The sequence below is a fragment of the Solimonas variicoloris DSM 15731 genome, from assembly GCF_000382285.1.
Lineage (GTDB): Bacteria > Pseudomonadota > Gammaproteobacteria > Nevskiales > Nevskiaceae > Solimonas > Solimonas variicoloris.
On record NZ_KB907929.1, the window covers coordinates 267,324 to 280,255 of the forward strand.

Genomic DNA, 12,932 nt, shown 5'->3' on the forward strand with positions numbered 1-12,932 from the left:
CTCAGAGTACGCCGGTGGCCTTGGTCAGCAGCCAGATGCCGACCACCAGCAGGATCGCACCCACGGCCACGGTGAGGCCAAACTGGCCCCAGGTGGCGCGACCGGTATGGATTTCCGAGTAGCGCGTATAGGCGTGGTAGCACACACCGACGAACATCGAGGCGACCACGAGGAGCGCGATCAGCAGCACGATGTCGTAGCCGTAGTTCTGCAGCGTCTGCATGATGCCGCTGCCCTGGCCGCGCGAGGGGTCCTCGATGGTCGGCAAGCCCTGCGCCCGGGCCGCCAATGGCAAACCCATCAGCATCAATGGCGCGAAGATGGTGGTGGCAACGCGATGGGGAATCGGATGGGTCTTCATGGCGGTAGGGCCTTTCGTGATGGTCAGGACAGGAGGAAATAGGTCAGCATCAGGTACATCGCGACGAATCGCACGACGACACCCAGGAACTGACGCTGGGACAGGCGTTGCTCGGCCCACCCGGTGTAGGCGGTACGCATCGCCCACACGCCCCACAGGAGCAGGACGGCGAACACCAGGCCGAGAACCGCCGTGGCCACAGCGGCGGGGGCGAAGCCGCCATTGGCCTGGAAGGCGCTGACCTGGGCGGCGTTCATTGGGGTGCCTCCTGGTCGGAGGGCGGGCTGGACTGGCGGTAGTCGCCGGACAGCTCGACCGGATCGCGCGGCTGGGCGCGCGGCGGCGTCAGGTAGTCCTGAATGCCCGCCCGAACGCGCTGGAGATCCTCGCGCAGGCGGCCATGGTCGAAGTGGTAGCGGGCGCGCGCCTGCGGAGCGGTATGGACGGCGTGCTCAGCGAGGCGGTCGATCAGGTCGATCTGGCGAACCAAGGCCGCAAGCTGCTCGCGTTCGATGGCTGCAGTGGATGCAATGGCCGGCTGCAATGAAGAGGTTGCGAGCAGAAGCAGCACTATCCAGCAATGCTGTCGACAAGCGCGGGGGCTGGTTGGGGGCATCGTGCCTTCCTCGGTGAGGGAATGGCAGGATGCTGGGACACAGGGGTGCCCCGGGCAGCCAGGAATGGGATTTAGGTCGTCACCGGATTCCTACCGGGCAATGTCGATGCTGCTTGGAAGTCATGTCGCGGACTCTGCGGAATCACGAATTAAGACTGCGATCCGTTCGCTCGTGGCAATAGTTTTTGCTGTTGACGACAACTCGCATTCCCAGACGACGAAGACTCGCCAGCCCAAGGCACGAAGCTCATCCACGGCCCGGATGTCACGGGCAACATTGTGTTGGAACTTCTCCAGCCAGAATGGGGTATTGCTCTTGGGAACGGTGGCTATCTTGCATCCCGGATGACGGTGCCAGAAGCAGCCATGGACAAAGACCACGACCTTGTAGCGAGGAAGAACAATATCTGGCTTTCCTGGTAGCTTTTTTTCGTGCAGCCTGTAGCGGAAGCCCATCCGATGCAGGGCCTTGCGCAGTGCAAGCTCCGGCTGGGTGTCCCTTCCCCGGATCCGCGACATGCGCTCGGAGCGATCGGATGGGGAAAGGAAGTCGACCATGCTGGTTCAGCTCAAGGTTTCTTGTCCAATTCGTAGAAAGGCAACCCACGAATCACTTCCCCGGATGAGTCGAACGACTTGTAGAGGCAATGATGGTTTGGCAATGTCTTCACGCGTTCGGAAAGGTCTCCTAGGTCCGAGGTGAATCCCAGCGAGCCTAGCTCGGCTGGCGTGACATTGGGGACCTTGTGTATGAACCATGTCAGCAATGGCTCCTTGTAGTCGGTAGTACTTGCCTTGAAGTGCCGAAGGTATTGGGATGCCAGGATAACCCCGGCCCCGAATTCTCGGCCTTGCAGCAATAGTTTGCGCAATACGTCGAATTCGTAGCGCATGATGTTGTCGGCTTCATCGACCAATAGGTATGAGTCAATCACCCGAAGCTGTGGATCGCTTCCCTGGAAGGGACGCTTTGGTGTCTTGAGCATGTTCTCGTAGAACATGTTCAGCATGATGGCCACGAGCATGTTCTTGCTCCTGTCGTCTTGCCCCATTGCATCCAGGGAAATAACGACTATGCCATCGAGGAAAGCATCGAAGGTCTTTGTCTTGGCAGGGTCCTTCTCGAATACCTCCATGTCCACGAGGTCGTCGATGATCGCCATCGGCGAATCCGACTTGCCATTCAATAGCGCCCGGTACTCGGAATGAATGTCGTAAATTGTTGGCTGGCGACCCTCTATCGAACATGTCTCGTAGGCATTGCGGACAGCGCCCTTGAGCTTGTCTCGCTGCACGGGCCCAATGCCGGAATAGACCTTGTCGAGGACATCGGCGAAGAAGCGGAACCGATCCAGCCAAGGTGCCATGGATTCGCCGATGGAGGAGGTGTCGAATAGGTTGAGTGGCAAGCGTGATGGCTTTACGACACGGGCACCAGTTGCATTGACGAATTCCGGGCTGCTGTAGTCTCGCTTGTAGTCGAATATCAGGAACCGTGGCTTGATTCCTCGATTTTCTGCGCTTGAGGTTGCTATCTGGAAGATCAGGGATTTCAGTAGCTGCGTCTTCCCTGTGCCGAGGTCTCCAACGACGCCGATGTTGAGCTGGTTGAGTCTCGTGTCCGATATGTTCAACGATAGTTGGCGAGGTTCGAAGCCATCGATGGTCCTGCCGACTGAAAGCAAGATGCCGCTGCCTTGTTCTTCAGACGGCGGCATCGATGTATCCGGGGAGGCGGACGCATCGACAGCCCTGTCGCCCTTGGTTTCCTCAGTGGAGGCACCTGCAGGGCTTGACGTTGTGATGGTGTCTGGCTCGGCAGGTGCACTGTCGTCACCATCGCTTGACCCCGGGTTCGTGGGGCCGGGCGAGACGCTCGTCGTGGAAGTGGTGATGGCAGTGTCCAGCGATGGCATCAGCCGCCAGTCACCAACCTTGGACCGAACTGCCTCGTAGAACTCCTGGGGGTCGCCTCCAACGATTTTCCCTGCATCCTTGGGGGAAATTGAAATGCTTTCGCTGAAGCCATCTCCATCGTGGTCGTGTGCATCGCTGAGTGGCGTCCCGTCGACGACTAGCAATCGTCCCGATTCATCTATCGTGATCGATGAATCAGGAGCAAGTATTTCTGCAGCAATGCGCTCGTGGTAGCCGGACCAGCGTTCCGTTTGGGTGGAAACAAGTTCATGCTGGCTATATACGCGCAGCCCGAACCCTATCATCGAAAGCAGCAGGTGCTGGTAGGCAAGCTTCCAGGCGGTGGATTTCGCAGACTGGTCGACCATGGCCTTGAGCAACGTAGTCAAGGCACGTGCCTGGGCAAGTGCTTCCTTCGCCTCTCCTGGGGGAAATCCGCTACCTTGGTTCCTGAACTTCACTTCGATTGGCGTGAGGTGCAGGCGAACCCCGGCTTCGGTTGCACGAATCCCGATGACAAGCAGGTCGGGGCGAGACAAGGACGTCTCCTTCTTATCCCGTTCCAGCGATCTGGACAGGTCTGCCAGGTAGCTCCGGAATGGGTCGACGGGAATGATCAAGGCCATGGACAAGTCATCCTGCGTACCCGACAGCACGGGCAGCAAGCTGTCCTTGTTTCCTTCTGTGCGGAACTGGTCTTGCAGGAGACGGACGGCCACGAATAGTCCCAGATCTCCAGTGGCGCCCGTGTCGTCGCCCGAAAGTCCTCGTACCGTTGGTATTCCACGCCTGGCTACCTCGAGCAAGATTTGCTCTACCTGCGACTGGTCGAGTCCCTCGCAACCCGGCAATGGACACAGTACCCGTCCTAGTGCATCACGGTCAGCATCCCTTACCTGCGATAGGAGGTAGTAGCCACTGGTATCCCCAGCCCTGTGGGAATAGGAAGGCAGGTCATAGTCCCAAAGGTACGTACCCTTGATCCAGCCACCAAGGAAGCAGGCGGGGTCAATGGCGGAGGATGATACGGCGACAAAGCTAGCGCATTGATCTTCCAGCATGCTGGAGACGGCATGTACATTGGGGGAAAACTGCAGTCCGATGGCCTTGTCTTGTCCGCTCTCTACGAGGGTGATGCAATTGGCAATCTTGTTGCAGAACACGTCTCCGGCAGGTGGTATGGGGAGTGACTGCCTGGATTCACTCAGGAACGAGCCATGCAGTTGCCTCCTGATCCTGTGGCGCACGAGTCCGCCGAGTCCTAGCGGAGATCGCATGCCGACAGGCCTTGACTCTGGCTGTGCAGAATCAAGCTGGGCAATGATGCCGAGGTCTGGCCTTGTTCCATGAGGTTGTCGCTCGAACCAGCGGACACGGTTCCCCGTGTCTTCCGACAGGTTCGCAATCATGGCCTGGTCCGGGCGCGAACTTTCTGGCCTGGTATCGAAGACCTCGATCATTCTGGGGCCTACGCCCCGTTGCAAGCCCTTCTCCTCGCCACGCCCGAATCGCCAGGAACACCATGTGGCGAGGCCCTCGTTGCAGGCGTCCGTCGCTCCGCCTCCGCTGGAGACGACAAGGCCAATGATAGGCTTGGCGGCGAGAAGGTCGGAGACATCCTCTAGCGAACGGGCAACCTGGGCAGGACTGAATCCACTCGAAATACCGCCTACGATTAGTCCTAGTGAATCGTCGAATGGAGCTTTCCTTGACTTGCCTGAAATCTGGTCCAGGCGCTTGCCATTCCATAGGACCGACCAATAGTCGGAGTTGCATTCGACGGAAAGGAATGCAACTCGGTCTATGCCGGTGGGCCCTCCCGGAGACTGTAGTGGCATTTCCAGGATGTCGGGTATGCAGTCTGGGTCCAGTATGCTGGCAGCAGGGCAAGGTCGGGGTTCGTCACCTTCCACCGCCTCGTACAGTATTTTCTGTGCGAGGCAATGCCATGCGAGTCGCAACGGGTGCAATGGGGAAAGAATGATTGCATCTGGAATCCTTGCCAGCGTGCGTCCATCTGCCTCCCTTGGGCATACGGCGATAAGGTCCACCCAGCAGGCAACATCGCGATCGGCCGTAATCCAGGCCATGTACGCATCTAGGTAGGCTTCGACTTGTTCCAGGAAACTAGGGTCGCGCAACAGCCATTTCCCAAGGGGGGATGACTCGACCAGTCCCATGCCGTCGCTTGTTTCCCTTATTCGCTTGGCAATTTCTTCACGAGCGTCGACGAATCCCTTTGGGGGAATAAACAATCCTGCCGGAGGCCGTGGGTCGTGCAGGAAGCGTGCTTGCGAAAGAATCGGGCCAACCTGGGAGTCCCAGTCTGGAGAGGCCCACTTGCTGGCATAGTCGTCGGATATGACTACGGGAATGAATGACTTGGCGACTGAATTCTCGTCAAGCATCCATGACTGCATGGCAGATAGTCGAGCATGACGATCCAACTGCACTACTGCCTTCGTATCGAACTTCTCGACCGGGCGTCTATTGAGCTTGATGAGTCGCTCGAACTCGCTCCTGCAGCCTTCTTCCTTGGCTTCCTCGCAGGTGATGAACACCCTGCATATTTCATCCGTGTTGCTGCCATCCTTCTGGAAGGAGATCTCCAGCTGATACTTCTCTTCGGCGTCGATCTCGACTTGATATATCCCTTGCTTGGCCTCGTGAAGGGTGAGTTCTTCGGGAGCATCGGCCATCGATTCAGTTGCGTCGTCCGGAATTCCTTCGGCCTTTGTCACCTGGGTGCCAGGAGTGACGAAGATCAGGAGTTCATATCGGCCGGAGCCGGGCAAGGAGAGTGCGGATTCCCAGTCTGCCCCGGCATTCCCCTTGCGAGGTTTCTTGGGCGGGGTGAACTTGGTAGCCATCCGGGACACGACTAGGATGCCGGGTAGCCAGCTTGCCAGGGAAACTACCTTGGCTGTCGCAGGTTTCCTTCCGCTGGCTGCCACCTTGTAGCTGATAGGTGATCTTTGGCCGCTTGCGGGTGGTTTGTCGGAATGTTGGATAGCGCCATCGACTGGGATTTGAATGCCAGTCCTGCCATGGGAACCCCCGGTCAGGAAAACGTCGACTGGAGTGCCAGTGGCATCTGGTCCGGTCGATATCGATAGTTCCACGCCTGCTTGTACGATAGACGGTGTTCCACGCACTGCGTGGAAAATGGCATTGGAGCAATCGATGGAAAGGTCTCCGCTGGTTTCATCAGGCTCATCAGCAAGGAGTTCCGACCAACACTGGCATGTCAATGTGGTCCACCATGACTCGGGCTTTTCAAGTTCGAGGCCATCCGAAGGCAAGTAGAACGCAGGCATCGAGCGCTCGAATGCCGTAGACACCTGGCAAGTGTGTTCTACGTGGGAAAGGAAGCCAGAAAGGGCTTCCCTTGTCGCATCAGTAGCCTGGTCGGCGAGTCTCCTTACCCCCGTCCTGAAGCCATCCGCCATCTCGTCGGCAATCTTGTCCTGTATGCGCATTTGGAGTTTTGCGGATACGCTTCCATCTTGCATCGGTGGAAAGCCGCAAGCGAGTGCGAGGGCCGACCCAGGCGGTAGTTCCTTGGTGTCCTTGTTGATCGAGTAGATTCGGGATAGCAAGCGCCATGCAGCAATCCGTAGGCCCTCGCTGGGGTCCACTTCGTCGACAGCCATTGCCGCCCGCTTGACCATTGCCCTTGAATCATCGAGGGAATCGCTGCCTATCCCTGCATCACCGAGGCCCTTGTCGACCAGATCCTGGACAAAGCCGTCATCCCACCACTCCTCGAACGTCGCATGACCGGTATTGCTTGATGCGCTGATGCCGAATTCGTCGGTCGTGGATGCAACTGACCTACTGCTATGTTGCCCCGGTGGGAGCAAGGCGACGAAACTGGCCGAGTTTGGATCATTCCGGATATGCAGGAGATGGTTCTCGTCGCATTCCCCGGAGTCTCCTATCCCAGGGTTTGCCTGCACCGCCGGGAGAACCAGCAATACAGGTATTTTCTTGGCCGCGCCATGCGCGTCGATTTCGATCCGTATGCCACCATCGACGGCCAGTGCACCGAACACCTGTTCCAGGATTTCCAGTGGGGGGCCGTGGAAAATAAACCTGGATTCAAGCTTGTCGCCCGATTGTCCAGTCACGGCTCCCTGGACCTTTTCCTGGACAAGTTTCGCCAGGATTTCTACGAGTCTATTCATTCTTTCTTGTCCAAGGACTGGTTGCTTGAGGGGAACGGTGGTAGCAAGAGCATTCCGCTTTCTGCATCCGGGCTATCGAGTACGAGTCCGAGCATCCGGAGTTGCTGGCCCAGGTCATTCCTTGCGATGTCATGCCTATCAATGACGACACCATAGGCCGCTAGATGCTGTTCGAGGCGATGGATCGATCGAGGTCCTCCCATGCCTGCCAGTGAGCAATGGACCAAGGCAAGAATCGATACAGGGCCAAGCGCAACTATCCATGGGCTCGATGGGCTGCTTCCCCTTTTCTTGAGTACGTAGCCTTGGTCATACCCCCTAAGCAATTGGGATGCTGTCTGCCGCTGCCCCAATGCATGCCTGGAAAACTCCAGGATGTTCGCTCCGATTCCCTTCTTGCAGTTCAATGCACGTGCTTCCCTTTCGCGCAGGTCGGAGAACGTCATGCGCACGCCCATGGCATCGAGGGCACCACGGTTTTCCCGGACATGGGTGCATAGCTGGGCTATGCCAGCGCTCGAGGACAGGCTTCCATGGAAGGGAAGGCCTGCTTCCTCCAACGACCATAGGAGCGTATTAATGCCGAGACGCGCCGTCAGGTAGGCAGACGCCTTGTCCTTGAGGCCGTGGAGGGCCTTCCCGCCATACGTCATGTACTGTGGATTCTTGGGGAATACGAGATCACGTACATCTTCCGTTCCAGACGGGCCGTTGCCGTCGACAGCCTCTAGGAGGCAACGCCAGATGCGCGACTGGACATCGCATAACCATGTGACATGCGAAACTGCAGAAAGCCTCAGGATGGCTTCGAGTAGGCTTGTCCATTGCCTGCGGGTCATCGAGGGCTTCGCCTTCATGATCGCACGTAGGTCACTGGCAAATTGCCGCGCAGGCATGAAAGGCACGCCTTCGAAATCGTCGATGGAGAAGTTCGCAACGTCTTGCGGATCCACCTTCGCCAGTTCCCATTTCGGGGAGGCGCCCCAGGAGGATGTTTCCTGCTCCAGCCAACGGGCGAAGACATCATCGTCTTCGCCGACTTCGAGTGCAGAGAAAAGCTCCTTCCAAAGGGAAAGTGCAGTGTCGTGGTCCCTGGATCCCAGCCATGCCATGCGCCGCACAAGGCTACCTGCAGGCCAGGAATTGCTGCTTAGTCGCGCCGAGCCGGAGAAAACCGACAATGAAGGAACGAGTGGCGTAACTTGGAGGAACCGCTTGGAGGATTGGTTCGGTAGCTTGGGGCTTTCCAGTACTCCGTGCAGGACGCCACTCCATGCGTCGGCGTCAAGTATGGCTCCATCAGGAATGGCTTGTTGCTTGTCATGGAGCTTGCGAAGCTTGCCTTCAAGGTCGCGCCCAGCCTTTGGTACGCCTCCTTCGCTAATGGAGTCGAATCCAATGGTGCGATAGAGGGAGGCCACCAGTACTTCCGAGCTGGCATATTCCGGTGCTGGACTGATGGCTAGTGCCGACTCCTTGTAGGTCTGGTGGGACTTCTGCCACGGGGATTGCTTGAATTCGGCTAGCGTCATGGCTGCTTCCCTCCAACGGTTGCCACGAAGCCATTCCACGACTGGCCGACTTCTATCCCATCGGATCCAATCCTGATGATTGACTCTTCCAGGACATCTGGATCCCGGACAATCGTCCCTGCCAGCCTCGCCCTAGTGGTATCCAGAAGGGCAACGACTGTCCTGGGCAAGGAAGCGATGGATATCCCCCGCTCAAGTTCCTTTACGGCCTTGAACAAGTCATACGTCAATGCGATCGGCTGGAGCGATTGCCCGCTTCCTACCTGAAGGAAGCAGATCGGAGACCGTGGGCGCCCTTCGGATGCAAGCTGCAGGGCCTTTACCGGCCTTGTCTGGACGAGTAGGGTTGCCTGGCGTTGCTGGGGAGGAAGTGGCTGCCCAAATGTCGTTGTGAGGGAAACCTCGAATCTCTGGTTACGGTTCAAGAGGTCCTTGACTTGCTTGGCTACCTCGAAGAGCTGTTTCCCCTGAACGTCTTCCACGACGTGCTGGAATGCTTCAAGGGTTTGTGCGTCGGCGACCACTGCTGTTCGCGTGCATAAGCTGCGCCGAACCAACCGACATGCAAAATCACGGACGATGTTCTGGATGCGACCAGCCGCTGCGGGATTCCGGCGGCGCGTGGCTGGCAAAGACAAGGTCTCGTCTAGTTTGGCCAGGCGTTGGAGCAGGTCGAGCTCGATTTTCGAGAGCGCCTGATACTTGCGAACAAATTCGATTCCCCCGGCAACGGAACGACTGAATCTTGCATCGAGTTCTGCGAGGACGATATTGCTTCTCCCGCTGACGGCTACCTCGGTTTCCGGGCTTGCCATTGCAGGATCCAGCAAGTCAGACAAGCTCGACAGCAGGGAAGCAATGGTCGCTGGAAGATACGAGTCCTTGCGCCCAGCAAGGAAATACTGGAGGCCAAGCAAGGTCAGGATGGGTCCGCGGGTATCCGTTGTTGCCTTCTCCGGCCCTAGTCCTAGGTCCTTGATGCCTTGCCTGAGGACATTGGCGGCCAACGGATCCCAATGATGGAAAAGTGCATGTTGGTAGCCTGCGGTCGCTAGCTGGAAAATAGCGACAAGTTGCTGGCGACGAGGCTTCTTGGCCGATTGTCCCGATTGGTCTTGTTCCCAAAGGGATGCAGCCCAGCTGCAAGGGTCGCTTGGCTTTCCTTCGTCCACCGCAAGGTTGCCGGCCAGCAGGTAGGAAACAAGGGAGAACAAGTCCCGGAAGCTCCATCTCTTGCCGCTGGCAAGCTCGTACCATCGAAGCATCTTCAACAATGAGGTTCGTGCATCCTCCCGGGCTAGCAAGGCTTGGCTGCGACAAAAGGGGCAGCGGTCGCCTGCAATGCAGGTGCCTTGCGCGGGCCAATACCTCGAATCGACAGCATGCCGGAGGAGGACCTCGGCTGGTGCAGGAATATCGCTATCGGGCTTGGCAAGTAGCGATTCGGCATCCATCGGCCACACCGCGATATCTGGATACTCCGAAAGTGGCCAGCAGGAAGGCGCATCGGCGGAGAGGCTGACGGATCGAGTGATCCGCTCAAGCAATGCACGGGCATCGCCAAGGTCGTGATCGATGGCGTGGATCAGTGCATCATCGAGCACGCCTCGATTGACGCAACATAGGTAGTAGCATGCATTCTGGTCGGCCAATAGGGAACGCAGCTCATCAATCAACAGCTCAGGTGCGGAGCGTCCTTCATGGCCTGCCGTTGCCGAGGCATCTTGCACGATGGACAAGTCAAGCCTCCTTGGCACGGCGGCAAGGGCGCCAGCATCAACATGTATATCCCTTGGCACAGGTTGCCCAAGAGGTGGGTGGAACTGCTCCGAGAGCTTGCGTCGTAGGCTGCCATTGGCTGCCAGGCCTTTATCTAGGCAATCTATGGTGAACTCGATGGCTTCGGTCTTGCCATTGCCTGGCCCTCCGACCAAGAGCAATATCCTGGGCGTACCCTTGGCTCCCGACGCAACTAGGCTGGCCCAGGCCTCAAGCCGGGAAATCAAGCTGGTCCTCAGCAATTCCTTGCCAGGACGCCCGCTACTAGGATCGAACAGTCGCTTGACGCCGCCCGAATGATGCCCGGCCCATTCAAGCAGCCCTCCAGGGAACCGCCGGGGCTGCTCCGTTTCGTTTCCCATGATCGCCATCTCCCCCATAGACATCGATATTCCCTAGGTCACTGCCATCATGCTGGTGTGACGATTGGCATTTCCTGTAGGCTATTTTTGCGCAGTGCTATCTCATCGAGTTCGTCCAGTATGGATGCCGCAGTGAGGCCAAGTGCCTCGGCCAGCAGGGGTGGGACTGCATTGCCTACCTGGGTGTATCGAGGACACTCCTTGGTACGCATTTCCCCTCCTGTCGTGTACTTGCCGCGGAACCGGAACCAGTCCGGAAAGCTCTGAAGGCGGGCACTCTCGCGTACGGTAAGTATCCTTGGCTCGCAATAGTGCAGGACATCATCCGGCAAAGTCGTGATCGTCGGTGCGGGATCGTTCGCCGACATTGGGTAGATGCGGTGTTTCTTCAGGCCGAATCGAGCCCTGCTTTCCTCGTTCATCCTGACCCCCTGGGTGCACTCCTTGATGATTAGCCGGAACCGGTCGCGCACGTCATCGCGGTGCCGGGCCAGTCTCATGCTATCCATGGAGTCCGTGCGGCAATGCTTGTGCATGGCTTTCTGGTACGAGGTGTGCGGACCGTAGTACGCGGTCTCCTCGAAACCTGGTCGCGAATATGGATCTAGGCATGGCTGCGTATAATTTTGGCTGACGAGAAGGTCCGAGATGGCATCTTCGGCAGTAATGAGCTTCTTCTTTGGGAGAGCATGCCGCTCGCGGACTTCGGCCCTCTTCGATTCGAGAACCTCGAAAGCGTGAATTACCCCTCCATCAAGTTGGGCGGCCAAGTCCTCCTTGATTCCGATGACGATAAGCCGGGAGCGCTTCTGGGGAACGCCAAAATCCGAAGCGTCCACGATCTTCCCATGGGCGACGTATCCAATTTCGGACAAGCGTTTCTTCAGTTTTTGGTAGAAGGATTCCTGCGATTGTGCGCGGGTTCCATCTTCGCTTGGAGGCCCCAGATGGGCGACCTTCATGCCGGGCACGTTCTCCAGCACCAGTATCGTCGGTCGTACGGCATCGACAACCGATACATACTTCTCGAACAACTGGTTGCGTGGATCTTCCTCGCGCCTACGCCCCGCAAAGCTAAATCCTTGGCAAGGAGGCCCCCCTGCGAGGACTTGTACAGTACCGCGCATCTCGACAAGGTTTGGCTGGTGCTTATCGAGAAGGTCATCGATACCCCAGGCTTTCTTTTCCAGCCAGGATGGCCAGGTAAATTTCTTTACGGGAACATCCCGTTCGCCAAGGAAATTTCCTGAGAACGTATCGAATGCCATCGGATCTTTCTCGACGGCGAACACTCCTTGCAACCCAGCCATGGACAAGCCCAGTGACAGGCCGCCGCATCCAGAGAAGAGGTCCACGAACTTATAAGCACTCATCCTGGGATGTTTTCCTGTATGCCAGCACTCCGTGGTGCTGTGCGAACGAATAATTGATGGCCAATGAATTTTCTCCCTGGGGCGGAGCAAGACTTTTGCTCGCATGCCGGCCCCCCTATCCTTCGAGGGGACAGCGCGTACATGTGCCAGCCTGGGGTGCCATGAAGCCTAACCATTGCCGACTTCCTCCCCGATTGCCCTGGCCAGCCATGAAGGAAAGCATGCTCGTGCTGCTACCAAGGCATCCCACTCTCCGCCTGGGAGTTTGCGGCGCAAGACCGGCAAAGCCTTGCGAGCCATGTCGGGACCAAGCCAATCCAAGGCGCGTATTGCATCGCCGGCCGGTCGGTTCCCCAATGCCAACACCCATCCGGGAGCATGCTTGACTAGGATTTCTAGCCGGCCGAGCCGAATTTCACGAGTTCGTCCCGATGTCACGTAGGCTTCCCGAACAGGCACCTGTCGCGAGAGTCCTAGGTTATTTGCAGCGATCGCTCCATGAGGAGCAACGAACTCGCCATTCTGGGAGGCTAGCGACTGGATTACCTTCGAGACAGCCGGTGGGCGTTCACCAAAAGAGCCAGTGACCGGGGCGACATAGGAGCCTCGGCCGATCCTGAGAAGCTTGCCTTCCCTGGCTAGGCGGGACAGTGCCTGGTCAATGGCAGATCGGCTTCCAAGGTGAAGGAAGACCTTGGGCGAGACAATTCCTCCCTCTGGCAAGGATCGAGCATGTAGCAGAATTTCCTCGGGAAGGGTTTTCATTGGCACTCATGATCTAGTCATGAAAGAATCATAGTCCTTT

General features: G+C 57.7%; 9 protein-coding genes. All 9 read right to left on the reverse strand.

From position 1 onward, the window contains the following. Position 1: 1 nt before the first annotated feature. The gene (locus tag H149_RS0109000; protein WP_026353023.1) at positions 2 to 361 is read right to left on the reverse strand and encodes a TIGR03745 family integrating conjugative element membrane protein; all 360 of its coding nucleotides are present in this window, start codon (positions 359 to 361) and stop codon (positions 2 to 4) included. A gap of 23 nt (positions 362 to 384) precedes the next feature. Then, positions 385 to 618, reverse strand: coding sequence for a TIGR03758 family integrating conjugative element protein (locus tag H149_RS0109005; protein ID WP_020649419.1), 234 nt, complete (start codon positions 616 to 618; stop codon positions 385 to 387). Then, the gene (locus H149_RS0109010; RefSeq protein ID WP_026353024.1) at positions 615 to 977 is read right to left on the reverse strand and encodes an integrative conjugative element protein, RAQPRD family; all 363 of its coding nucleotides are present in this window, start codon (positions 975 to 977) and stop codon (positions 615 to 617) included. The genes H149_RS0109005 and H149_RS0109010 overlap by 4 nt, the downstream gene beginning before the upstream one ends. 120 nt (positions 978 to 1,097) lie before the next feature. Next, entirely contained in the window at positions 1,098 to 1,535 is a 438-nt protein-coding gene (locus H149_RS22685) for a very short patch repair endonuclease (protein WP_020649421.1), read from the reverse strand. Between the two features lie 11 nt (positions 1,536 to 1,546). Beyond that, complete coding sequence (locus H149_RS20365; protein WP_039748502.1) at positions 1,547 to 7,081, reverse strand: putative type IV secretion/conjugal transfer ATPase; 5,535 nt, start codon at positions 7,079 to 7,081, stop codon at positions 1,547 to 1,549. Next, a complete protein-coding gene (locus H149_RS22690; RefSeq protein WP_081093917.1) occupies positions 7,078 to 8,613 on the reverse strand; it encodes a hypothetical protein in 1,536 nt (511 codons plus the stop codon). The genes H149_RS20365 and H149_RS22690 overlap by 4 nt, the downstream gene beginning before the upstream one ends. Next, entirely contained in the window at positions 8,610 to 10,754 is a 2,145-nt protein-coding gene (locus H149_RS22695) for a hypothetical protein (protein ID WP_169518325.1), read from the reverse strand. The genes H149_RS22690 and H149_RS22695 overlap by 4 nt, the downstream gene beginning before the upstream one ends. A gap of 47 nt (positions 10,755 to 10,801) precedes the next feature. Beyond that, the gene (locus H149_RS20370) at positions 10,802 to 12,127 is read right to left on the reverse strand and encodes a DNA cytosine methyltransferase (protein WP_039748504.1); all 1,326 of its coding nucleotides are present in this window, start codon (positions 12,125 to 12,127) and stop codon (positions 10,802 to 10,804) included. A 168-nt stretch (positions 12,128 to 12,295) separates the two neighbouring features. After that, entirely contained in the window at positions 12,296 to 12,892 is a 597-nt protein-coding gene (locus tag H149_RS24035) for a DUF6088 family protein (protein WP_081093916.1), read from the reverse strand. Between the last annotated feature and the right edge of the window lie 40 nt (positions 12,893 to 12,932).